The sequence below is a fragment of the Pseudomonas faucium genome (genome assembly GCF_021602585.1).
Taxonomy (GTDB): Bacteria; Pseudomonadota; Gammaproteobacteria; order Pseudomonadales; family Pseudomonadaceae; genus Aquipseudomonas; species Aquipseudomonas faucium.
In genome coordinates this window covers 47,524-70,693 of record NZ_BQIP01000028.1, presented here as the reverse complement: position 1 = coordinate 70,693, position 23,170 = coordinate 47,524, and the positions used below count along the sequence as shown (strand labels likewise).

Sequence of the window (23,170 nt, the reverse complement as noted above, 5' to 3'; positions counted from 1 at the left end):
CTCGCTCTCGCCCCTTTACGCCCCTCCCTCGGACAATTTCCCCAAAGCGGCCCAAGCCGCACCACGGGGAGTTCCACTCATGTACATGCTCGACGGGCTGTCACTGTTTCTTGCAGTGGCATTGGCGGTTTACCTGCTGGTGGCGCTGCTGCGCGCCGATCGCAGCTAGGGAGTGGCCATGCACAGTTACGACTTCGCTTTGCTGCTGGCGTTTTTCGCCATCGTGCTGCTGCCAGCACCTTGGCTGGGGCGCTTCTACTACAAGGTCATGGAGGGCCAACGCACCTGGCTGACGCCGCTGCTGGGCCCCGTCGAACGCGGCTGCTACCGCCTTGCCGGGGTCGAGGCCGAACAAGAGCAGAACTGGAAGCAGTACGCCCTGGCGCTGCTGGCCTTCAACCTGGCCGGCTTCCTGCTGTTGTTCGCAGTGCTGCTGTTGCAAGGCTACCTGCCGCTCAACCCGCAGCACCTGCCGGGCCAGGAATGGTCGCTGGCCTTCAACACCGCAGTGAGCTTCATCACCAACACCAACTGGCAGGCCTACAGCGGCGAGGCTTCGGTCAGCTACCTGAGCCAGATGCTGGGCCTGACCGTGCAGAACTTCGTCAGTGCCGCCACCGGCCTGGCCGTGCTGGTCGCCCTGTGCCGTGGCATCGCCCGCCGTTCAACCTCCAGCCTGGGCAACTTCTGGGCCGACATGACCCGCGCCACCCTCTACGGCCTGCTACCGCTGTGCCTGGTGCTGGCGCTGCTGCTGGTGTGGCAGGGCGTGCCGCAGACCTTCGCCGACTACGCCCACGCCGTGACCCTGCAAGGCGCCGACCAGAGCATCCCGCTCGGCCCGGCCGCCAGCCAGATCGCCATCAAGCAACTGGGCACCAACGGCGGCGGCTTCTTCGGCGTCAACTCGGCGCACCCGTTCGAGAACCCCACGGCCTGGAGCAACCTGTTCGAGGTGGCCTCGATCATCCTGATCCCGGTGGCGCTGGTGTTCACCTTCGGCCACTACGTCAAGGACCTGCGCCAGAGCCGCGCGATCCTCGCCTGCATGCTCAGCCTGTTCCTGATCGGCGGCGGCACCGCGCTGTGGTCGGAGTACCAGCCCAACCCGGCCCTGCAGAGCGCCCAGATCGAACAGGCGCCGCCCCTGGAAGGCAAGGAGAGCCGCTTCGGCACCACCGCCTCGGTGCTCTGGACGGTGACCACCACGGCCGCCTCCAACGGCTCGGTCAACGCCATGCACGACAGCCTCAACCCGCTCACCGGCATGGTGGCGATGGTCAACATGATGGTCGGCGAGGTGATCTTCGGCGGCGTCGGCGCGGGGCTGTACGGCATGCTGCTGTTCGTGCTGATCGCCGTGTTCCTGGCAGGCCTGATGATTGGCCGCACGCCGGAATACCTGGGCAAGAAACTGCAGGCGCGAGAGGTGCAATTGCTGGTGGCGACCTTGCTGGTGATGCCGGTGGGCGTGCTGGTGCTCGGCGCCATCGCCGCCAGCCTGCCGGGCCCGGCCGGTGCGGTGAGCAACCCGGGCCCCCATGGTTTCAGCCAGCTGTTGTACGCCTATACATCGGCCACCGCCAACAACGGCTCGGCATTCGCAGGCTTTGGTGCCAACACGGTGTTCCACAACCTGATGATCGGCCTGGCCATGCTCATCGGCCGCTTCGGCTACATCCTGCCGATCCTGGCCCTGGCCGGCAGCCTGGCGGCGAAGAAAAGCGCGCCCCAGGGGCTGAACAGTTTCCCCACCCACGGCCCGCTGTTCACCGGCCTGCTGCTGGTGACCATCCTGCTGGTCGGTGGCCTGACCTTCCTGCCGACCCTGGCCCTTGGGCCGATCGCCGAACACCTGAGCCTGGGTTTCTGAGGAGCTGACCATGAACATGCCCATTCCTGAAGTGAACGCCGCGCACAGCGCCAAGGACCAGACCCGCTTCGCCGCGCTCTGGCGCCCGGCGCTGGTGCAGGCCTTCGTCAAGCTCGACCCGCGCCAGCTCAAGCGCTCGCCGGTGATGCTGGTGGTGGCCCTGACGGCCGTGTTGACCACCGTGCTGTGCTTCGCCGCCGGCAGTGGCGTGAGCACCGGCGTGGCCGTGCAGATCGCCCTGTGGCTGTGGTTCACCGTGCTCTTCGCCAACTTCGCCGAAGCCCTCGCCGAAGGCCGCGGCAAGGCCCGCGCCGACAGCCTCAAGGCCGGCAGCCAGGGCCTTACTGCGCAACGCCGGCGCAGTGACGGCACGTTCGAAACGGTGGCCGCCGGCCAACTGCGCAAGGACGACGTGGTGCGGGTGGTGTCGGGCGAGATGATCCCCGCCGACGGCGAAGTGCTCGAAGGCATCGCGGCGGTCAACGAGGCCGCCATCACCGGCGAGTCCGCCCCGGTGATCCGCGAATCCGGCGGCGACCGCTCGGCTGTGACCGGCAACACCCGGCTGGTCTCCGACTGGCTGTTGATTCGTGTCACCAGCAACCCCGGCGAGTCGACCCTGGACCGCATGATCGCCCTGGTCGAAGGGGCCAAGCGGCAGAAGACCCCCAACGAGATCGCCCTGGATATCCTGTTGATCGGCTTGACCCTGATCTTCCTGATCGTGGTGGTGACCTTGCAGCCGTTCGCCCACTTCGCCGGTGGCAGCCTGCCGCTGATCTTCCTCGCCGCGCTGCTGGTGACGCTGATCCCGACCACCATCGGTGGCCTGCTCTCGGCCATCGGCATCGCCGGCATGGACCGCCTGGTGCGCCTGAACGTGATCGCCCGTTCCGGGCGCGCCGTCGAGGCGGCCGGCGATGTGCATACGCTGATGCTCGACAAGACCGGCACCATCACCTTCGGCAACCGCCGTTGCAGCGCGCTGCATGCCGCCACCGGGGTCACCGCCAGGGAGCTGGGCGAGGGCGCCTTGCTCGCGTCGCTGGCCGATGACACCGCCGAAGGCAAGTCGATCGTCGAGTACCTGCGCCAGTTGCACGACTTCGTCGAGCCCGCGGCCGAGCAGTTCGACGCCATTGCCTTCAGCGCCGAGACGCGCCTGTCGGGCATCGACTTCCAGCAGCACCATTACCGCAAAGGGGCGGTCGATGCGGTGCTGGCCTTCGTCGGCATGCAACGCCTGGAAATGCCCGCCGCCCTGGCCCGCGAAGTGGAGCGCATCGCCCAGAGCGGGGGCACGCCGCTGCTGGTGTGCGTCGACAAGCGCCTGCTCGGCGTGATCCACCTCAAGGACGTGGTCAAGCCCGGCATCCGCGAGCGCTTCGCCGAACTGCGCAAGCTGGGCATCCGCACCGTGATGGTGACCGGCGACAACCCGCTGACCGCCGCGGCCATCGCCGCCGAAGCCGGTGTGGATGACGTGCTCGCCGAAGCCACCCCGGAGAAGAAGCTGGCGCGCATTCGCCAGGAGCAGAACGACGGCCGCCTGGTGGCCATGTGCGGCGACGGCGCCAACGACGCCCCGGCGCTGGCCCAGGCCGATGTCGGCATGGCCATGAACGACGGCACCCAGGCCGCGCGCGAGGCGGCCAACATGGTCGACCTGGACAGCGACCCGACCAAGCTTTTGGACGTGGTGCAGGTCGGCAAGGAGCTGCTGGTGACCCGCGGCGCGCTGACCACCTTCTCCATCGCCAACGACGTGGCCAAGTACTTCGCCATACTGCCGGCGCTGTTCGCCGCCATCTACCCGCAGCTGGGCGTGCTCAACCTGATGCACCTGGCCAGCCCGCAGAGCGCGATCCTCTCGGCGATCGTGTTCAACGCGCTGATCATCATCGTGCTGATCCCCCTGGCTCTGCGTGGCGTGCGCGTGCAAGCGGCGAGCGCGGCGCACCTGCTGCGGCGCAACCTGCTGATCTACGGGCTGGGCGGCATCGTCGTGCCGTTCGCCGGGATCAAGCTGATCGACCTGCTGCTCAATGCCCTGCACCTGGTCTGAGGAGGCCATCATGAATACGTATGTACGCCCGGCGCTGAGCCTGATCCTGCTGATGACCGTGGTCACCGGCGCCCTGTACCCGCTGGCGGTCACCGGCATTGCCCAGGTGGCCTTCCCCGAACAGGCCAATGGCAGCCTGGTGCGCGACGCGCACGGCCAGGTGCGCGGCTCGGCACTGATCGCCCAGGATTTCCAGGGCGATGGCTGGTTCCATTCGCGGCCTTCGGCGGGGGCCTATGCCACCGTGGCCAGCAGCGCCAGCAACCTGTCGCCGAGCAACCCGGCGCTGGCCGAGCGGGTGACCAGTGACGCAGCGAAGCTCAATCGCGCCGGGCAAGGGCCGGTGCCGCTGGCCTTGCTGACCACCTCCGGCAGTGGCCTGGACCCGCATTTGCCGCCGCAGGCGGTGGCCTACCAGATCCCGCGGGTGGCGGCGGCGCGGCAGGTGCCGGAGCAGAGGTTGCAAGCGATGCTGGAAGAGGCCACCCTCCACCCATTGATCGGGCCGCCCGTGGTCAATGTGCTGGCGCTGAACCAGGCGCTGGAGCATCTGGCGCAGTGACAGCAAGGCCCCCAATCGCCGCCAAGCCGGCTCCCACAGCTTGTGGGAGCCGGCTTGCCGGCGATGAACAACCAAAGGATGAAACATGAGTGACGCAGCCCGCGCCGACGCGCTGTTGGCCAACCTGCCGCGCGAAGGCCGCGGCAGGCTCAAGGTGTTTCTCGGCGCCGCCCCCGGTGTCGGCAAGACCTACGCCATGCTCCAGGCCGCCCATGCCCAGCAACGCCAGGGCGTGCAGGTGCTGGCCGGGGTGGTGGAAACCCACGGCCGCGCCGAAACCGAGGGGCTGCTGGGCGGGCTGCAGCAGCAGCCCTTGCTGCGCAGCGAGTACCGCAGCGTCACCCTCGAGGAAATGGACCTCGATGGCCTGCTCCAGGCCGCGCCCAAATTGGCCCTGGTCGATGAGCTGGCGCACACCAACGCCCCCGGCAGCCGCCACGCCAAGCGCTGGCAGGACGTGCAGGAGCTGCTCGCCGCCGGCATCGATGTGTACACCACGGTCAACGTCCAGCACCTGGAAAGCCTCAACGACAAGGTGCGCGACATCACCGGCGTGCACGTGCGCGAAACCCTGCCGGACTGGGTGCTGCAGGAAGCCTTCGAGCTGGTGCTGATCGACCTGCCACCGCGCGAGCTGCTCGAACGCCTGCGCGAGGGCAAGGTGTACGTGCCCGAGCAGGCGAGGGCGGCCATCGATGCCTACTTTTCGCAAACCAACCTCACCGCCCTGCGCGAACTGGCCATGCAGACCGCCGCCGCCCAGGTCGACGCCGACCTTGCCCATGGTTACCGCCAGCGTGGCCAGGAAGCACCGGCGCTGCGCGGGCGCCTGCTGGTCTGCATCGACGGTGACGACCAGGCCGAGCGCCTGGTGCGGCATGCCAGCCGGGTCGCGCAACGGCGCCACCTGCCCTGGAGCATGGTCCACGTGGACAACGGCCGGCTGCGCGACGAAACCGCCCGCCATCGCTTGCAGGCCGCGCAGCAGCTGGCCGAGCGGCTTGGCGGCGAAGTGGTGCTGCTGCGCGCCGGCGAAGTGGCGCACACGCTGATCCAGCATGCCGCCGAGCGCCGCGCCAGCCTGGTGCTGGTGGGGCAGTCCCGCGACCGCCTGCGCCGGCGCTTCTTCGGCGCCGGGGTGGCAGCGCGGCTGCTGCGTGAAAGCCACGGGCTGGAAATCAACGTGCTCGACCGCGATGCCCAGCCCGCACCGGCCGCGGCCGCGGTACAGCGGGTATGGGTATGGCGCCATTACCTGCTGGCACTGCTTGCCACCGTGCTCGCGGCAGGGTTGGCCTGGGCGGTGTCGAGCGTGCTGGCATTGCCCAACATCTCCCTGGTGTTTCTCGCCGCCGTGCTGCTGGTGGCGGTGCGCAGCAGCCTGGGCCCGGCCCTGGCCTGTGCGGCCTTGTCGTTCCTGACTTACGACTTTCTGTTCATCCCGCCGAATTTTTCCTTCAGCATCCAGCGCGAAGAAGACGTGCTGACGCTGGTGTTCTTCCTGCTGATGGCTGCCCTCACCGGCAACCTCGCCGCCCGCCAGCGCAGCCAGTTGCAGGCGCTGCGCGAAACCCAGGCGCAGACCAGCCAGCTGCTCGACCTGTCACGCCGCCTGACCGTGGCCACCGACCGGCGGGCGGTGTTCAACGCGGCCGGCCAGCACCTCAATGGCTGGCAGGACGTGCAGGTGTGCCTGCTCGAGCGCAATGCCGAAGGCCTGCTGCAGGTGGCCAGCGGCGAAGCCCACGGCCTTGGCGACACTGAACGCGCCGCCGCCGAGTGGGCCTGGCAGCACGGCCAGGCCGCCGGGCATGGCAGCGACACCTTGCCCAATGGCCGCTGGTGGTGGTGGCCGCTGGCCGTCGACGACCAGCCCCTGGCCCTGCTTGGCGTGCGCCCGCAATCCGGCGAGCCGCTCAGCGCCCAGCGCCGGCGCCTGCTGCAGGCGCTCGGCCAGCCCCTGGCACAAGCCTTGGCCCGCGCCCGCCTGGCCGAGCAGCTGGAGGCCGCCCGTTTGCACGGCGAGACCGAACAGCTGCGCAGCGCCTTGCTGGCATCGGTGTCCCACGACCTGCGCACACCGCTGACGGCCATGCGCGGCAGCATCGACAGCCTCCTGGCGCTGGGCGAGGCGATCCCGGTCGAAGACCGCCGCGAACTGCTCGAAGGCACCCGCGATGAAGCCGAACGCCTCGACCGCTACATCCAGAACCTGCTCGACATGACCCGCCTGGGCCACGGCGGCCTGAAGCTTGCTCGCGACTGGGTGGCCCCGGCCGATATCGTCGGCAGTGCCCTCAACCGCTTGCGCGTGGTGCTGGCGCCGCTGCGCGTGCACACCGATGTGCCTGCGCAATTGCCGCTGCTGTTCGTGCATGCGGCGCTGATCGAACAGGCATTGATCAACGTGCTGGAAAACGCCGCGCGCTTCTCCCCGGCCCAAGGCCGCCTGGAGCTGCAGGTGTCGGTGCACGAAGAACAGCTGCGCTTTGCCGTCAGCGACCAGGGCCCCGGCATCCCGGTGGCTGAGCGCGAGAAGATCTTCGACATGTTCTACACCGCCGCGCGGGGCGATCGTGGCGGGCAGGGCACCGGCCTGGGCCTGGCGATCTGCCAGGGCATGATCGGCGCCCACGGCGGGCAGATCCTGGTCGGCGAAGGCATCGATGGCCATGGCACCTGCATCACTCTATGCTTGCCGCTGCCCCAGCAACCCGAAGCCGAAAGCGAAACCCCATGAGCCAGTCCGCCACCATTCTGGTCATCGACGACGAACCGCAGATTCGCAAGTTCCTGCGCATCAGCCTGGCCTCCCAGGGCTACAAGGTGATCGAGGCCGCCACCGGTGGCGAGGGCCTGGCCCAGGCGGCGCTGGCCAAGCCCGACCTGGTGGTGCTCGACCTTGGCCTGCCCGACATGGACGGCCAGCAGGTGCTGCGCGAACTGCGCGAATGGAGCGCGGTGCCGGTGATGGTGCTGTCGGTGCGCGCCAGTGAGGTGCAGAAGGTCGATGCGCTCGATGGCGGGGCCAATGACTACGTGACCAAGCCGTTCGGCATCCAGGAATTTCTCGCCCGGGTGCGCGCCCTGCTGCGCCAGGTGCCGCAGTCGGGCGGCGGCGAAGTGGCGGCCAGCTTCGGGCCGCTGACCGTCGACTTTGCCTTTCGCAAGGTGACCCTGGCGGGCGCCGAAGTGGCGCTGACCCGCAAGGAATACGCGCTGCTGGCGCTGCTGGCCGGGCACCCGGGGCGGGTGATCACCCAGCAGCAACTGCTCAAGGAGATCTGGGGGCCGTCCCATGTGGAGAACACCCACTACCTGCGCATCGTGGTCGGGCATCTGCGCCAGAAGCTCGGCGACGACCCCACGGCGCCGCGGTTCATCATCACCGAGGCGGGGGTAGGCTACCGCCTGGTAGCGCCCGGCGCCTGAGCCCGACGCGCCCTGGCGGGCAAGGCAATAGTGGCAAATTGCAGCAGGTGGCCTGGGCCTGAACCAATTTACCGACTCAACTATGGATAGTGAGTCGATATCATGGATTGCCCTTCTACCCTTGCCCCCACCCCCCACGCTGCAACACAAACCGCGCTGATCCCCAGCCTGCCCAGTGCCCCGGCAGGGATGCCGGCACCCGGCTTCAGCCATTGGCGGATGAGTGCCAGCGTGCTGTTCGAGGTCAGCACGCGCGCCCCCGACGCCTTTTCCTGCTCGCTCACGGTGTATCACTTCAGTCGTTTTCTGTTCTGTTGCGGGCACCTGGATGGCGCCCGCTATCAACGGGACCGCACCCGCCTAGGCTGGTGCGACCTGGACCATTACCTGCTGCACCTGCCGCTGCAGCGCGGCCTTGCCTGCGGCAATGGCGTGCGCGTGCGACCGCGTGACCTGGTGATGCTTGACCTCGCGCAACCTTCGCGTTTCGGCATGGCCAGCAGCGAAGGCATGAGCCTGCTGATTCCGCGTACAGCCCTGTCGTTGCTGCTGTTCGATGCCGGGCAACTGCATGGCCTGGTGCTGCGCCGTGAAACAGCCGCCGGCATGCTCCTGGCGCACCTGTTTTCGTCACTGGCGGCGAGCGCGCCGTGCCTGGGCACGGACGAGGCGCTGAGGTTGGCGCTGCCTCTGTTGGGGATGGTGGCGGCCTGCCTGGCGAAGGCAACGCAGGCAATAGCGCCCGGCGCAGGGCCGGTGGACCTGGGCCGGCGAGTGCGCCTGTTGATCGAGCGCAATCTGCACCGCAGCGACCTCACCCCTGCGCTTCTGGCCAAGGAGGCCGGCACCTCGCGCAGCCAGCTGTACCGCGCTTTCGAGCGCTTTGGCGGGGTGCGCCACTATGTGCTGCAACGGCGCCTGCGGCGGTGCCTGTTCGCCCTGTGCGACAGCGCCAACGCCGGGCGGCGCATTGGCGACCTGGCCTTCGAGCATGGCTTTGTCGATGAGGCGCATTTCAGCCGCCTGTTCCGCAAGGCCTTTGGCCTGTCGCCGCGTGCGGCCCGAACCGCGCTGCACGCCGGAGCAGTGCCGGGCTTCTTCAGCCTGGTGCCACTGCCCGGCGAACGCTCGGCGCTCGATCAGTGGGTCAGGGAGCTGACCTACAGCTGATCGTGCTGGCTGGCCGGCATTCTGGGACGCGCCTCCAAGTTATCGGGACGCACGCCCCGGGACGCCGCGCCGGGCGCACCTTAACCTGAGCTCAACCAACAACTGCAAGTGCCATCGTCAACCGGCCTGCCCGAAGGCGGCCCTGGATCGGCACTGATTTCGACAAGGAGCGTCAGCCGTGGCGAATCACTCCCTTCACCATCTGATCCAGAGCATTGCCGGCGCTGTCGCCGAAGCTCAGGACAAGATCCAGCGGTTCCAGATGTCGACCGTGCGCCAGTACTTCGACGAGGACAACCGGCCCGTCAGTGTCGATGTGCGCCTGCCATCGCAAGCCCCCGATGCAGCCGAAGGTGAGGAACGCCTTGTACGCGTGCCGTTGCTCTCGCTGGTCGGCTCGCGGCTGCTCACCGTCAAGGACATGCAGATCGACTTCGAGGTCGGCCTGCATGCCGACCAGAGCGATGCCAAGCCTGCGCCCGCCGAAGGTTCCGATTCGGCGTGGCCAACCGATACACATCAGCCTTTGAACGTCGACATGGGCGTTCGCCGCAATGGTGAAGGCGGGCCAATGGCGCGCGTCACCCTCAGAGTCGAAACCCAGCCTTCGTCCGAGGGCATGGCCCGACTGATTCACAACCTCGATAAATTGATCTAGGAGAGACGTCATGCCTGACTTTGCAATGGGTAACCAGTTCAGCGGCCTGCCGATGGGCGAGCTGATCGGCGCACCTTTGGCTGCAGCCTGCGACGCGCAGGTTCGCCTGGCCAATGCCACCGCCAACTTCATCAAGGTGATTGGCTTTCTGCCCCCGGCCGACCCGACCACGGCCGGCCCCAACGATGTAGGCGATATCCGCAACGTGATGTTCAGCTACCAGCGCGCGGCCCCCACCGCCGACGACGCGGGGGCGACCGAAAAGGTCCAGTTGGAGGTGCCGCTGCTGGCGGTGGTCAAGGTGCCGAGCCTGGCCATCAACAAAGTGGATATCAGCTTCGACATGGAGGTGAAGAATTCGGAGCAATCGCGCGACGAGCGCACCGAGGAGGGCAAGTTCTCAGCGGAAGCGAAGTTGGGCTGGGGCCCGTTCAGCGCCAAGGTGAACGTATCGGGCTCGGTGACTTCGCACAAGGAAAACACCCGCTCCACCGACCAGTCGGCCAAGTACCACGTGGAAGTGCATGCGGTCGATGACGGCATGCCCGAGGGGCTGGCGCGGGTGATGGACCTTATCGCCCAGTCGGTCGCGCCGAAGATCGCCGCCTGAGGCGTGGTCGTGCTGAGTGACCGGCCAGCGGCAGGTGTGCCTGAGCATCAGGCCAGCGCTGGCTGACCAGCTTTTCCGGTAAGGGAGTGCCGTGATGTTCGATTTGACGGATGTTGGATATGTGAAGCGCATCGTGGTTGGCAGCCTCGACCCGGAAAAGCTGACTCCGGAAGAGGCGGTGCAGGCCCAGGCCGCACTGCTCAACCGTTGCCTCAGCGGGACCCCACGCGGGCGCGTGGTGGGTATCGAGAAAAGCTTCAAGTTGCTCAACATCGGTGAGCACCAGGTGGTCCTGCAGGCCCTGACCTACCACGTCGGTTTTGCCCGCAGGCCGTACTGGTTGCCCGATGACGCGGAGCAGCCGTGATGAAGCGGCTGGAGGACCTGGTGTTGGCGCTGGGCGCCGAGATGCAGCGTGCGCAGCAGGCGTGCGAGCGGTTGTGGCCGGGCACCCAGGTGGCTGGCATGACCTGGGTGATGGATGCCTGCGTGGAGCCACTGGGCAGTGCCGGCAGCTATGGCCTGCGTATCGGCGGCCCGCCGACCCGCAAGCAGGCCACCCATCAACTGAGCATCGAAGTACCCGGATACGGCGTCGAGGCCATCGTGGTGCGCGTCGACGGGCAGTTGCTGGCGATCTACAGGAGGCCTGGCAATGAGCAGGCGCAATGACCGTTCCATGCTGTTGGTGCTTTCACAGGAGGAGGGCAGTGCCTTGAAATCCATCATCGACCTCAAGTCGTCCCCCCGCCGCAAGATGTCTGGCCAGAGGCGGCTGGTGATTGCCATCGGCGCGAGCCTGCTGGTCGGGCTCATGGCGCTGGGGCTGGTGCGCCCGGAACTGGCGATCGCCATCGCCGAATGGGTCGGGCTGCTGCTGGCGTTCTGACCCCGGGTATTCATTCAACAAGGAGAGTCAACATGAAACCTATTACCTCACTGCTGGCGGGTGCGCTGGCGCTGACGATCGCGCTGCCCACCCTTGCCGGCCAGGCCTACGAGGGAAGCTTTAAGGATGGCCAGGCAACTGTCGATGTAACCCTGACCCTCGCCGACAAGGGCGCGATGGAAGCAGGCAGCCTTGCCATCCGCAAGTGGGCCTGCGTGCTGAAACTGGATTCGCCCAAGCCGGTGGGCGATGCGTTGCGCTACCCCATCAAGGAAACTGGCAAGGGCCGCTGCGACCCGTTGATCAACGGTGACCTGCTGAGCCGGCCCGATGGCGATGCGCTGCAGGTGCAGCTGAAAACCTACAAGGGCACCACGATGTACAGCTTCACCCTCACGCCCATATAGCGGCTGACCCCGCTTCACCAACACAGCATTCCCATCAACAACCTGCGCAAAGGCACGCATTGGACGTCGCCCCACGGGGCGCGTGCACCTGTCGCAAGGAGGCAAACATGTGCATCAACAAATCGGTTGGCGACGGTGGCAGCAACAGCAGGGGCGATGTGCGCAGCCTGCAGTTGCTGCTGAACATGAACAGTGGCCGCGGCGAGTTCGTCAGTGCGCTGGTCTGCGACGGCTTGTGGGGGCAGGGATCGCGCGTCGCCCTCAAGCGTTTTCAAATGGCCAACGGGCTCGCCGAGAGCAGCATGGTCAAGCCCCAGGACCCGACCCTTGCCGCCTTGCGCGCCGGCCTGCCGGCGGGGCTGGTGAAGGCCAAACTGTGGGCGATCTTCAACCTGGCCAGCGACCCCAGGATCGAGGCCTTTCGCCAGCCCATCGTCGACGTGTTCGAGCGCTACAGGATCGACACCCCGCTGCGCCGCGCGCATTTCCTGGCGCAGATCGCCCATGAAAGCGGCTGCCTGCAATACACCGAGGAAATCGCCAACGGCAACGCCTACGAAGGCCGCAAGGACTTGGGCAACACCCAGGCCGGCGACGGGGCGCGCTTCAAGGGGCGTGGCCTGATCCAGCTCACCGGGCGCGCCAACTACCGCGAATACGGCAAGGCCTGCGGGCGCGATTTCGAGCTCAAGGACGCGCCCGCGCAGGTCAGCACAGACCCGGCCCTGGCGGTGGATGTGGCGGGCTGGTTCTGGAACAGCCGCAAGCTCAACGACCACGCCGACAAGGATGACGTGCGCGAGATTACCCGGCGCATCAATGGCGGCTTCAACGGCCTTGACGAGCGCATCGCCTACCTGGCCCGCGCCAAGTGGCTGCTTGGGCTCTGAACACCTGCTCCAGGTTTTGCCGCACAGGGCGGCAGCACGGGGCGGGTGCGCCCCGATCAACAACAAAAAGGGAGTTTTGATGATGAACAAGGTGATTGCGATCCATGCAGCGCGCGTGGCACTGGCCGGCTTGGCGCTGGCATCCGGGCTCACGTTTGCCGCAAGCGGTGCGGTATGCCCCTGGGGCGATTCGGCGACGGTGCCGGTGGTCAATCAGAAGCATGTTTTCTGCGGCGAGATAAACAAAAAGGGCAAGGCCGTCGGCTTTCACAGCCGGCCGGGTGGCACGCTGCCCGCGACCGTCCAGGTGACCGCCGATACGGTGATCGCACCGACGACCTCGACCGGTATCTACGAGATGACCAAGTTCGACATCTTGGACGGTAACCAAGGCCCTGCAAGCAAGACGCGCTCGACCATGTTCCCGGACAGTTGCAGCCATGATCAGGTGCTGGCGGCCATCGTCAATGCTGCCAGTGGCAATACCACGGACACTGGGAAATTCACCGGCTCTTCTGGGTCTGGATGCACCGTCGGGGGCAAGGCGTTCGCCATCGAGGGCTGGCTTCTGGATGGCAAGGTGAACACCGCCTATCCTTCAGCCAACAAGCCTTAAGGGTGAAAAGGGCCGGCGTCATTGCGGCCCTTTTTCGATTCATGTGTGGGAGAAAGGCCGTGATGCAGTGTTTGTCCGAACTGGAAGCCAGCTACCCCGGTCTTGGGGCTTTCTTGAACGATGAGGTCAATGGCATCGCAGCCGACTTGCTGCTGGAACAGGCGCGTCATGTGCAGGCCGGTCGGCCTGGGGTGGACTACACGGGAAACGCGTACCACGTGGCGTTTTCCGACAAGGCCGTGGTACTCGAGCACCTGCATCTGCCGAACCATCCGACGGTTACCTTGGGCCTCGATACGTTCATCAGCGTCTTGTGCGCCTGGCGCACTGGCCGGGTGATGTGAGGGCGTTTTGCTGCAGCGCTTGACCTCAGGTTAACTCGAGGTCTCAGGCTGTGGTCTTCTCTTGCAAGGAAGGACACAGCATGAAGACGATGGTTATCGGTGCCAGCAGGGGCTTGGGCCGTGCCTTGATCGAGGGGCTTGGCAAACCCGGGGACACCCTGATCGGTGTATCGCGCTCGCAACCCAGGGATCTTGAACCGTCGCCAGGCACGCGCCTGGAATGGATCGAGGCAGACCTGGCCGAGCCGTTGGCAGGCGTCGAACAGATCGCGGCAAGGGCGCCGGACAACCTCGATGTGCTGATCTGCAACATCGGCATCTGGGAAGAATTGGCGTTCAGCGAAGGCTACAGCTTCCTGAACGACAGCGATGCGTCGATCGGCAAGCTGGTGGACGTGAACATCACCGCCACCCTGCTATTGCTCAAGCGCCTGGTGCCCAGGCTGCTCGCCGCACCCAGGCCACAAGTGATCCTGACCGGCTCCACCTCCGCCTTGCGCCAGAGCGGGCGCCCGGAGGTGGCATTCGGCGCCAGCAAGTTCGCCCTCAACGGCATGGCCGATGCGCTGCGCGAAGGGTTTCGCCAGCACAACCTGGCGGTCACGGTGCTGCAGCTGGGGTACCTGAATACCGACGATGCGCTGGCCACGCCGCTGCAGGAGGCGGCGCAGCGTGGGGGTGGCCAGCAGGTGCCCGTGCACGACGTGGTGGCCATGGTCGAGGCGTTGTTGCACTTGTCCACGGCATCGTTCGTGCGCGAGCTGGTGTTGCCGGCGATTGCCGATGAGCGGTTCTGATGCTGCCTGCCACCGCTCAAGCCCCCATTGGCATCAGAAGCTGGCCTTGACCGAGACCATGAAGTTGCGTGGTTCGCCGTAGTAGTTGCCGAACGTCTCGGTGCCGATGCTGGCGTAGTAGCGCTTGTCGAACAGGTTGTTGCCGTTGAGCGCCACCGACCAGGTGTCGTCGATGCGATAGCCGATACGGCCATTCCAGATCGCGTAGCCCGCCTGGCTGATCTTCTCGCCACTGGCGGGCGATACGCGGAAGTTGTCGCTTTGCGCACTGACCCCGGCGCCGAGGGTGAAGCGCTCCAACGCACCGCTTAAGGCGTACTCGCCCCACATGCGCAGCACATGCCTAGGCACGTAGCTGTTGAACGCGGCGCCGTTCAGGCTGCTGTCGATATCGTCCAGGGTCTTGGTCTGGGTATAGGTGTAGCCGGCAAGCAGCTGCAGGCGTTCGATCACTTCGCCGCTGAGCTCGGCCTCGAAGCCCTGGGCGCGGACCCGGCCTGCGTTGACGTAGCAGTAGCCATCGGGGGACGGGCACGAGGAGTTGTAGTCGGTCTGCGCCTGGTCTTTCTGCACGGTACGGAACAGGTTGAAGGCACCGTTGAGCCGCCCGTCGAACCAGGCGCCCTTGATCCCCAGCTCGTAGCTCTGGCCCACCAGCGGCTTGAGTGCCGCGCCATCTTCGCCGCGGTAGTTGCCTTGCGGGGTGAAGATGTCGGAATAGCTGGCGTAGGCGGTGAGGTTTTCGTTCAGGTCCAGCAGCACGCCGGCAAAGGGCGTCACCTGCCCGGTCTCGCGGGTGCTGGAATGCTCCGAGGTGCCGGTGTTGATGAAGTCGTAATCGGTCTGGGCGTTGTACCAGCTGACTCGGCTGCCCATGACCAGGGTCAGTGGGTCGGCCAGTTTCAGGCGCAGGGTCGAATACAGGCCCTTTTGCGTGATGCGCGTCTTGGCCGGGCCGCCGCGCGAGGAGTTTTCGATGAAATAGCTGTCGTCGGGCTCCGGGATGAACTTGTCGGGGTTGAACACGTTTTGCCGCTGCGGCAGGAACGCCACCGAGTAGAAGTCATCCTTGTTCGAGCGGCTGGCATTCATGCCCAGCACCAGCTCGTGTTGCTGGCCGAAGGCGTCGAACTTGCCATCGACGTAGGCGTCCAGGCCGTAATCGACCTGGTCGTAGTCGTACAGGCTGCCGAGCATGCCGGTGGTGTTGGTGCCGGGCGTGACGGCGCCAGAGGCGAAGGCGTACTTGATGTCCTGGGTGTTCTTGGTATAGACGCTGGCGACCTTGAGTTTCCAGTTGTCATCGAGCTGGTGGGTGAGGTCGCTGAACACCGTGGTGCGCTGGCTGCGCCAGGTGTTCCAGGCCGGGTCGAGGCAGGTCGAGCGGCTGAGCTTCAAGTCGCTGCGGTCCTTGTAGCGCGGCAGGCCGCCCCAGCATGGGTTGGCATCCACGTCCTCGTAGGCCACGCCAAGCCCCAGGGTGGTGTCGGGGCTGACATCGAAATCGAGGGCGCCGTAATACACCTGGTCCTTGCGGTTGGCGTCGTCGGTGAAGTAGTGGCGGCTCTGTTGGGCCACCACCGCCCGGCCGCGCAAGGTGCCGGAGGCGTTCAGCGGGCCGCCGGTGTCGAGCTGGCCACGGTAGTTGTCCCAGCTGCCGCCGGACAGCGTGACGTCGGTGTGCGCCGCTGCCAGGCCTCTTTTGCGCACGAAGTTGACCCCGCCGGCGGTGCCGCCCGAGCCCTTCATCATGCCTGCGGCGCCGCGCAGCACCTCGACACGGTCGTAGTAGGCCATGTCGCTGCTGAAGCTGTCGGCCTGGACATAGAGGTTGCCCATGTCCAGCGGTACGCCGTCGTACTGGTACTGCCCCGACATGCGAAAGCCGCGCGAGTAGAAGTACTTGCCGCCCATGGTCGAGTCGTACACGGTGATGCCGGGCGTCTTCTCCATGACCTGATCGATGGTGTTGAGGTTCTGGTCATCCATCATCTTGCGCGTGATGACCGTGATCGACTGCGGGGTCTCCTTGAGCGAATGCTCACCTTTGCCGATGGTCACGGCGCCGGTGGTGTACGAGCCGCTGTTTTCAGTGGTGGCCCCCAGCACCTGGCTGGTGATGTTGGTGGCCCCCAGCTCCAGTGCCGACTCTGAAGGCGGCACGGCCCGCAGCACATAGGTACCGTTGGCCTGCGGCTCGGCCTGCAGGCCGCTGCCGGCGAGGATCTGGCTGAAGCCTTCGCTGACGCCGTAAGCCCCCTTGAGGCCCGAGGAGCGCAAGCCATTGGTCTGCCGGGCATCGAACGACAGCGCCGCACCCGCTGCGCTGGCGTAGCGGCTGAGCACTTCGGTCAGGCTGCCTGCGGCAATGTCGAACGACTGCACCGCGTTTTGCTGCGCGGGCATGGGCGCTGCGAACGTCATGCTTGGCCAGGCCCCGGCAGCCGACACGGCCAACATTCCCACCTTCACTGCAGTCGCCAGACGACCACGCTTGAACACGCCAGACATGTAAAACCTCCCCCCGTAAAAATGATCGATGAAACCCTTTGGGGGATGAGCCGAACGGTGTGTGGGAAAAGTGCAAAAGCCTGGACGGTTTTTTCAGGACAGCTGCGCGGCAGGTGGCGACACGTTGACCCAGTAGCGGCTGTAGCGCGTGACACGCAGCGCAAATCCGCTTTCCAGCGCGGCGAGTGCCAGGTCGGTGTCATCGATGGGGAAGGCGCCGGAAATCTTCAACTGCGCGATCCGCGGGTCGCAACGCAGCACCCCGGGGCGATAGCGCGACAGGTCTGCCAGCAACTCGCCCAGGGGCCGATCGAGGGCGATGATGCTGCCTTGCTGCCAGGCCCCCACGGATGCCTCATTGGGCATTATCGGCCCTATCGAACGGCCGTCGAACGCAGTGGTTTGGCCCGCCTCCAGGCGTACTGCCAGCCCTGCGCCGGCCGCTTTGACTTCAACTGCCTTCTCCAGCACGGCCACCTCGCTCCCCAGGGTTTGGCTGCGGAGGATGAAGCGCGTGCCCAGCGCTCGTACCACGCCATGCCGGGTGTGTACCTTGAAGGGCCGCTGTAGTGGGTCTGAGGCCGTGGCCACCAGGATTTCACCGCGCAGCAGTTCCAGCACGCGCTGCTGGCCGTCGTACTTGAGGTTCACCGACGTGTCGGTGTTGAGCAGCAACAAGCTGCCATCCGCCAGCCGAAACTCGCGGCGCTCACCCACGGCGGTCCGGTAATCGGCACGCAGCCGCTGGGAGCTGTCGCTGCGCCAGGCCAGCCAGCCCAGCGACGTCGCAGGCACCAGCACGATCACGCTGCGCAGCAGCTGCCGGCGAGAGCGATCGGCCCCGCGCAAGGCGGGCGCGGCCAGGGCAGCGGGCACGCTCGCCATCTGTTCGCCCACGGCGGCGATGCGTTGCCAGGCTTGGCGGTGCACCGGGTCGGCGAGCAGCCAGTCGTTCCAGGCGCGGCGCTGGGCATCGGTGGCAACGCCAGACTGCAGCTGCGCGTACCAGCGCGCGGCCATGCTGATTGCCTTCAACTCGGTAGGCGAAAGGCTCATGCCTGTTGCAACTGCATCAGGCAGCAATGCTCCATGGCCTTGGCCATGTAGTTGTTGACGCTGCGCACGCTGATGTTCAGATGCTCGGCGATCTGCGGGTAGGTGAGGCCGTCGAACTGCGACAGCATGAACACCTGCTTGACCTTGGCGCCCAACCCTTGCAGCAGCCGGTCGATTTCCACCAGTGCCTGCAGCAGGATCGCCTGCTCTTCCAGCGAAGGGTGCACCGCCTCCGGCAGTGCGGCCAGGGCTTCGAGGTAGGCCTGCTCCAGCGAGCGCCGGCGGAACAGGTCGATCAGCAAGCCCTTGGCGATGCGCGACAGGTACGGGCGCGGCTCGCGAATCTCCAGCGCGCTGCGCGCCTTGATCACCCGCACGAAGGTGTCCTGTGCCAGGTCGGCGGCATCGAAGCCATTGCCCAGACGCTTGCGCAGCCACCCATGAAGCCAGCCGTGGTGCTCGCAGTACAGGTCGTTGACGGCGCTGCGCAGGGAGAGATCGTTGGCGGGCATGATGATGGAATGGTTCGCGACTGGTAATGAATCTTATTGTCGTGTGCGAGGTGGTTTGTTGGCAAGAGGGGGGTGCTGCAACCTGAGCCAAAGTGCTGGCGCGAAAGGGGCGCAGAGCGCCCCCATGGCTCACATCAGTGCGCCATGCCCAGCTCGGCATCATCCATCAGGGCCTTGGCCAGCGCGCTGAGGTAGTGCGAGGCCCATATCAGTTGGGGGTTGTCGTCCATCAGGCCGGCGAGGGTCATGTCGCGCACGTAGCCCATCAGCTCGGAGGCTTGCTCGCGGGCGTTGTGGCAGGGGATGCCGGGCTCGATGCGAAACAGCGGGTGGGTCTGGTTTACGCCCTGGAAGAAGGTGGTTTTGCCAACGGTGAAGTGGGTGGTATCTGTGGTCATTGTTTGATCTCCCTGAAATCTTTGCTGCTTGTGCTGGCCTCATCGCTGGCAAGCCAGCTCCTACAGGGGGCCGCGCAGCACCTGTGGGAGCCGGCTTGCCGGCGATGAGGCCAGCCCAGGCAGCACATCACTGATGCCTAGTGCGAAGTCTGCGGTTCAGCCGGCATCTGCACCTGGATCAACATGGACTCGAGCATGACGCGCAGCGCCTCAACTTCATGCATGGAGGCCATCATCAGGATCGAAGCGGGGGATTTAGGTTGCAGTTGAAGGGCCTGATGTATCACGGTCTGTGCGCACAGGGCGTAGTCCGCAGCCTGGATGAGGGTATCTTCGAAGGTGTGGATGTGCGGTGGATCGGGAACGATCTTTAACATTGCATATGTCCTTTTATGGGCGCCGCCACCTGCCTGCTGTCAAACAGAAGGGTGGCAGCTGTACGTGGGTTGACAGACCGGTGGACATAGCAAGTTCCGGCGCACGCAAGCGTGCCCGCACGTACAGCCGCCATAAAGACGTGCTGAAAGCCATGTCCCATCACGGCCTGTCAAAGCCGAATATCGTCGCCAAGCAACGACCCACCGAGCCTAGGGCCCGACCAGAACGACCGCAACGGGAAAATGGCGGTAGGAGTACCTTTGGGAAACGTCCTACAAAATAGAGCTTAAAACTGATTCCTTTCCCCATTCGGCTGCAAGAACGCCGCCTCCAGCAACTGCTGGGTATAGGCATGCTGCGGCGCATGGAAGATCGCCTGCGCGTCCCCCTGTTCCACCACCTGCCCATGCTTGATCACCATCAATTGGTGGCTCAGCGCCTTGACCACCGCCAAGTCATGGCTGATGAACAGGTAGGTCAGGTTGTATTTCTGCTGCAGGTTGCGCAGCAGCTCCACCACCTGACGCTGCACCGTGCGGTCCAGCGCCGAGGTCGGTTCATCCAGCAGAATCAGCGCAGGTTTCAACACCAGCGCCCGGGCAATGGCGATGCGCTGGCGCTGGCCGCCGGAAAACTCGTGGGGGTAGCGGTGGCGTGTGCGCGGGTCCAGGCCCACCTCTTCGAGCGCCGCGATGATCGCGGCCTCCTGCTCGGCAGGGGTGCCGATGTGGTGGATGCGCAAGCCCTCGCCGACGATATCGGCCACGCACATGCGCGGGCTGAGGCTGCCGAACGGGTCCTGGAACACTACCTGCATTTCCCGCCGCAGTGGCCGCACTTGCTTCTGGTTCATGCCTTCCAGCGCTTGCCCGTGGAAGCGAATGCCGCCGCGGCTGGAAATCAGGCGCAAGATCGCCAGCCCAAGGGTGGACTTGCCTGAACCGGACTCGCCGACGATGCCCAGGGTCTGCCCCTGGGGCAGGCTGAAATTGATGCCGTCCACCGCCTTCACATGGTCGACGGTACGCCGCAGCAAGCCTTTCTTGATCGGGAACCACACCTTCAGGTCGTTCACTTCCAGCAGCGGCGAGCCCACTGGGTTGTGCGCGGGCAAACCGCTGGGCTCGGCGTTGATCAGCATCTGCGTGTAGTGATGCTGCGGCGCGCTGAACAGCGTCGCGCAATCGGCCTGCTCGACGATCTGCCCGCGCTGCATCACGCACACGCGGTGGGCGATCCGCCGCACCAGGTTGAGGTCATGGCTGATCAGCAGCAAGGCCATGCCCAGGCGCGCCTGCAGTTCCTTGAGCAGGTCGAGGATCTTCAGCTGCACGGTCACGTCGAGCGCGGTGGTCGGTTCGTCGGCGATCAGCAGGTCCGGCTCGTTGGCCAGGGCCATGGCGATCATCACCCGCTGGCGCTGGCCGCCGGACAGCTCGTGGGGCAGGGCCTTGAGGCGCTTGCGCGGGTGGGGGATGCCGACCATCTCCAGCAGCTCCAGGGTGCGCGCGGTCGCTTCCTTGCCGGTGAGGCCCTTGTGCAGCAGGAGGATTTCGTTGATCTGCTTCTCGATGCAGTGCAGCGGGTTCAGCGAGGTCATCGGCTCCTGGAAGATCATGGCGATGCGGTTGCCGCGGATGCGCTGCAGGGCTTTTTCGTTCTGCTGCAGCAAATCCTTGCCTTCGAAGCGGATGCTGCCGCTGGGGTGGCGGGCCAGGGGGTAGGGCAGCAGGCGCAGGATCGAGTGGGCGGTCACCGACTTGCCCGAGCCGCTCTCGCCCACCAGGGCCAGCGTTTCGCCCTTGCGGATGTCGAAGCTCACGCCGTCGACCACGCGGTTGACGTGCTCGCCGGTGACGAACTCCACGGCCAGGTCGCGCACTTCGATCAAGTTCTGTTCGCTCATTTCACTTCCTCGGGTCGAAGGCATCGCGGGCGGATTCGCCGATGAACACCAGCAAGCTCAACATGATCGCCAGCACGGCAAAGGCACTGATGCCAAGCCACGGCGCCTGCAGGTTGGACTTGCCCTGGGCCACCAGTTCACCCAGCGAAGGGGCGCCCGGCGGCAGGCCGAAGCCCAGGAAATCCAGCGCGGTGAGGGTGCCGATGGCGCCGGTGAGGATGAACGGCATGAAGGTCATGGTCGAGATCATCGCGTTGGGCAGGATGTGCCGGTACATGATCGCGCCATTGCGCATGCCCAGGGCCCGGGCCGCGCGCACGTACTCCAGGTTGCGCCCGCGCAGGAACTCGGCGCGCACCACGTCCACCAGGCTCATCCACGAGAACAGCAGCATGATGCCCAGCAGCCACCAGAAGTTGGGCTGCACGAAGCTTGCGAGGATGATCAGGAGGTACAACACCGGCAAGCCCGACCAGATTTCCAGGAAGCGCTGGCCGGCCAGGTCCACCCAGCCGCCGTAGAAGCCCTGCAAGGCGCCGGCGATGACGCCGACGATGGAGCTGAGGATAGTCAGGGTCAGGGCGAACAGCACCGAAATACGAAAGCCGTAGATCACCCGCGCCAGCACGTCGCGGCCCTGGTCGTCGGTGCCCAGCCAGTTGTCCGCCGATGGCGGCGCCGGGGCCGGCACGCGCAGGTCGTAGTTGATGCTCTGGTAGCTGAACGGGATCGGTGCCCACAGCACGAAGCTGTCTTTGTTGGCCAAAAGTTCGCGGATGTACGGGCTCTTGTAGTTGGCCTCCAGCGGGAATTCGCCGCCGAAGGTGGTTTCCGGGTAGCGCTTGAACGCCGGGAAGTACCACTGGCCGTCGTAGCGCACGGCGATCGGCTTGTCGTTGGCGATCAGCTCGGCGCCCAGGCTCAGGCCGAACAGGATCAGGAACAGCCACAGCGACCACCAGCCACGGCGGTTGGCCTTGAAGCGCTCGAAGCGCCGGCGGTTGAGAGGGGACAAGGCCATGTCAGTGCTCCCGGCTGGCGAAGTCGATGCGCGGATCGACCAGGGTGTAGGTCAGGTCGCCGATCAGTTTCACCACCAGCCCCAGCAGGGTGAAGATGAACAGGGTGCCGAAGACCACCGGGTAGTCGCGGTTGATCGCCGCTTCGAAGCTCATCAGGCCCAGGCCATCGAGGGAGAAGATCACCTCGATCAGCAGCGAGCCTGTGAAGAAGATGCCGATGAAGGCCGACGGGAAGCCGGCGATCACCAGCAGCATGGCGTTGCGGAACACATGCCCGTACAACACCCGCGGGCGGCTCAGGCCCTTGGCCTTGGCGGTGACCACGTACTGCTTGTTGATCTCGTCGAGGAAGCTGTTCTTGGTCAGCAAGGTCATGGTGGCGAAGTTGCCGATCACCAGCGCGGTGATCGGCAGCACCAGGTGCCAGAAGTAGTCGAGCACCTTGCCGGTGGTGGACAGCTCGTCGAAGTTGTTGGAGGTCAGCCCGCGCAGCGGGAACCAGTCGAAGTAGCTGCCGCCGGCGAACAGCACGATCAGCAGGATGGCGAACAGGAACGCGGGGATGGCGTAGCCGACGATGATCGCCGAACTGGTCCAGACGTCGAAGTGGCTGCCGTGGCGCACCGCCTTGGCGATGCCCAGCGGGATCGACACCAGGTACATGATCAGGGTGCTCCACAGCCCCAGCGAGATCGACACCGGCATCTTCTCGACGATCAGGTCGATGACCTTGGCGTCACGGAAGAAGCTGTCGCCAAAATCCAGCTGGGCGTAGTTCTTGACCATGATCCACAGGCGCTCGGGCGGCGACTTGTCGAAGCCGTACATGCGCTCGATTTCGGCGATCAATGCCGGGTCCAGGCCCTGGGCGCCGCGGTAGTTGGAGCCGGCCACCGAGACTTCGGCGCCGCCACCGGCGATGCGGCTGGTGGCGCCCTCGAAGCCTTCGAGCTTGGCGATCATCTGTTCCACCGGGCCGCCGGGGGCGGCCTGGACGATGATGAAGTTGATGACCAGGATGCCGAACAGGGTGGGGATGATCAGCAGCAGGCGGCGCAGGATATAGGCCAGCAT

General features: G+C 65.7%; 25 protein-coding genes. 17 read left to right on the top strand and 8 right to left on the bottom strand.

All coding sequences use genetic code 11. The features are described from left to right. The first annotated feature begins 79 nt into the window (after positions 1–79). From kdpF to L6D75_RS24130, 17 genes are all read left to right on the top strand, one after another. Positions 80–169 (top strand): K(+)-transporting ATPase subunit F, encoded by a 90-nt coding sequence (kdpF, locus tag L6D75_RS24210; protein WP_176518325.1) that lies wholly within the window; start codon positions 80–82, stop codon positions 167–169. Positions 170–178: 9 nt separating this feature from the next. Further along, on the top strand, positions 179–1,873 hold the full coding sequence (gene kdpA / locus L6D75_RS24205; RefSeq protein ID WP_236193865.1) for a potassium-transporting ATPase subunit KdpA: 1,695 nt from the start codon (positions 179–181) through the stop codon (positions 1,871–1,873). 10 nt (positions 1,874–1,883) lie between these two features. Beyond that, on the top strand, positions 1,884–3,938 hold the full coding sequence (kdpB, locus tag L6D75_RS24200) for a potassium-transporting ATPase subunit KdpB (protein ID WP_176516361.1): 2,055 nt from the start codon (positions 1,884–1,886) through the stop codon (positions 3,936–3,938). Positions 3,939–3,948: 10 nt separating this feature from the next. Further along, a complete protein-coding gene (kdpC, locus tag L6D75_RS24195; RefSeq protein WP_176516360.1) occupies positions 3,949–4,500 on the top strand; it encodes a potassium-transporting ATPase subunit KdpC in 552 nt (183 codons plus the stop codon). A gap of 85 nt (positions 4,501–4,585) precedes the next feature. Beyond that, positions 4,586–7,240: a sensor histidine kinase gene (locus L6D75_RS24190; RefSeq protein ID WP_176516357.1), complete on the top strand. Its 2,655-nt coding sequence runs from the start codon at positions 4,586–4,588 to the stop codon at positions 7,238–7,240. Further along, the gene (locus L6D75_RS24185) at positions 7,237–7,932 is read left to right on the top strand and encodes a response regulator (protein ID WP_176516355.1); all 696 of its coding nucleotides are present in this window, start codon (positions 7,237–7,239) and stop codon (positions 7,930–7,932) included. The genes L6D75_RS24190 and L6D75_RS24185 overlap by 4 nt, the downstream gene beginning before the upstream one ends. Positions 7,933–8,034: 102 nt before the next feature. After that, a complete protein-coding gene (locus tag L6D75_RS24180) occupies positions 8,035–9,102 on the top strand; it encodes a helix-turn-helix domain-containing protein (protein WP_236193864.1) in 1,068 nt (355 codons plus the stop codon). A 178-nt stretch (positions 9,103–9,280) separates the two neighbouring features. Further along, positions 9,281–9,760 carry a DUF2589 domain-containing protein gene (locus L6D75_RS24175; RefSeq protein WP_176516353.1) on the top strand — a complete coding sequence of 160 codons (480 nt, stop codon included), beginning with the start codon at positions 9,281–9,283 and terminating at the stop codon, positions 9,758–9,760. Positions 9,761–9,770: 10 nt separating this feature from the next. After that, on the top strand, positions 9,771–10,370 hold the full coding sequence (locus L6D75_RS24170) for a DUF2589 domain-containing protein (RefSeq protein WP_176516351.1): 600 nt from the start codon (positions 9,771–9,773) through the stop codon (positions 10,368–10,370). A 94-nt stretch (positions 10,371–10,464) separates the two neighbouring features. After that, on the top strand, positions 10,465–10,737 hold the full coding sequence (locus tag L6D75_RS24165; protein ID WP_176516349.1) for a hypothetical protein: 273 nt from the start codon (positions 10,465–10,467) through the stop codon (positions 10,735–10,737). Further along, complete coding sequence (locus L6D75_RS24160) at positions 10,737–11,042, top strand: hypothetical protein (RefSeq protein ID WP_176516347.1); 306 nt, start codon at positions 10,737–10,739, stop codon at positions 11,040–11,042. Before L6D75_RS24165 ends, L6D75_RS24160 begins: the two co-directional genes overlap by 1 nt. Beyond that, entirely contained in the window at positions 11,026–11,259 is a 234-nt protein-coding gene (locus tag L6D75_RS24155) for a hypothetical protein (protein WP_176516345.1), read from the top strand. Before L6D75_RS24160 ends, L6D75_RS24155 begins: the two co-directional genes overlap by 17 nt. 32 nt (positions 11,260–11,291) lie before the next feature. Next, positions 11,292–11,666 (top strand): hypothetical protein, encoded by a 375-nt coding sequence (locus L6D75_RS24150; RefSeq protein ID WP_176516343.1) that lies wholly within the window; start codon positions 11,292–11,294, stop codon positions 11,664–11,666. A 107-nt stretch (positions 11,667–11,773) separates the two neighbouring features. Continuing rightward, positions 11,774–12,556 carry a glycoside hydrolase family 19 protein gene (locus L6D75_RS24145; protein ID WP_176516341.1) on the top strand — a complete coding sequence of 261 codons (783 nt, stop codon included), beginning with the start codon at positions 11,774–11,776 and terminating at the stop codon, positions 12,554–12,556. 82 nt (positions 12,557–12,638) lie between these two features. Continuing rightward, a complete protein-coding gene (locus L6D75_RS24140) occupies positions 12,639–13,172 on the top strand; it encodes an EndoU domain-containing protein (RefSeq protein WP_176516339.1) in 534 nt (177 codons plus the stop codon). Between the two features lie 71 nt (positions 13,173–13,243). Further along, a complete protein-coding gene (locus L6D75_RS24135) occupies positions 13,244–13,516 on the top strand; it encodes a hypothetical protein (RefSeq protein ID WP_176516338.1) in 273 nt (90 codons plus the stop codon). Positions 13,517–13,596: 80 nt separating this feature from the next. Then, positions 13,597–14,313: an SDR family NAD(P)-dependent oxidoreductase gene (locus L6D75_RS24130; RefSeq protein ID WP_176516337.1), complete on the top strand. Its 717-nt coding sequence runs from the start codon at positions 13,597–13,599 to the stop codon at positions 14,311–14,313. 33 nt (positions 14,314–14,346) lie between these two features. On the opposite strand, the gene L6D75_RS24125 is transcribed toward L6D75_RS24130, so the two are convergent. The 8 genes from L6D75_RS24125 to L6D75_RS24090 all read right to left on the bottom strand — a co-directional run bounded on the left by L6D75_RS24125 (position 14,347) and on the right by L6D75_RS24090 (position 23,170). Further along, positions 14,347–16,824: a TonB-dependent siderophore receptor gene (locus L6D75_RS24125; protein ID WP_176516336.1), complete on the bottom strand. Its 2,478-nt coding sequence runs from the start codon at positions 16,822–16,824 to the stop codon at positions 14,347–14,349. Between the two features lie 93 nt (positions 16,825–16,917). Continuing rightward, on the bottom strand, positions 16,918–17,880 hold the full coding sequence (locus L6D75_RS24120; RefSeq protein ID WP_176516335.1) for a FecR domain-containing protein: 963 nt from the start codon (positions 17,878–17,880) through the stop codon (positions 16,918–16,920). Next, positions 17,877–18,392, bottom strand: coding sequence for a sigma-70 family RNA polymerase sigma factor (locus tag L6D75_RS24115; RefSeq protein ID WP_176516334.1), 516 nt, complete (start codon positions 18,390–18,392; stop codon positions 17,877–17,879). Before L6D75_RS24115 ends, L6D75_RS24120 begins: the two co-directional genes overlap by 4 nt. A 134-nt stretch (positions 18,393–18,526) precedes the next feature. Further along, on the bottom strand, positions 18,527–18,790 hold the full coding sequence (locus L6D75_RS24110) for a DUF3077 domain-containing protein (protein WP_176516332.1): 264 nt from the start codon (positions 18,788–18,790) through the stop codon (positions 18,527–18,529). 137 nt (positions 18,791–18,927) lie between these two features. Beyond that, positions 18,928–19,167: a hypothetical protein gene (locus tag L6D75_RS24105; RefSeq protein ID WP_176516330.1), complete on the bottom strand. Its 240-nt coding sequence runs from the start codon at positions 19,165–19,167 to the stop codon at positions 18,928–18,930. A 287-nt stretch (positions 19,168–19,454) separates the two neighbouring features. Next, positions 19,455–21,074 carry an ABC transporter ATP-binding protein gene (locus tag L6D75_RS24100; protein WP_176516329.1) on the bottom strand — a complete coding sequence of 540 codons (1,620 nt, stop codon included), beginning with the start codon at positions 21,072–21,074 and terminating at the stop codon, positions 19,455–19,457. 1 nt (position 21,075) lies between these two features. Continuing rightward, the gene (locus tag L6D75_RS24095; RefSeq protein ID WP_176516328.1) at positions 21,076–22,095 is read right to left on the bottom strand and encodes an ABC transporter permease; all 1,020 of its coding nucleotides are present in this window, start codon (positions 22,093–22,095) and stop codon (positions 21,076–21,078) included. A 1-nt stretch (position 22,096) separates the two neighbouring features. Next, positions 22,097–23,170: a microcin C ABC transporter permease YejB gene (locus tag L6D75_RS24090; protein ID WP_176516327.1), complete on the bottom strand. Its 1,074-nt coding sequence runs from the start codon at positions 23,168–23,170 to the stop codon at positions 22,097–22,099.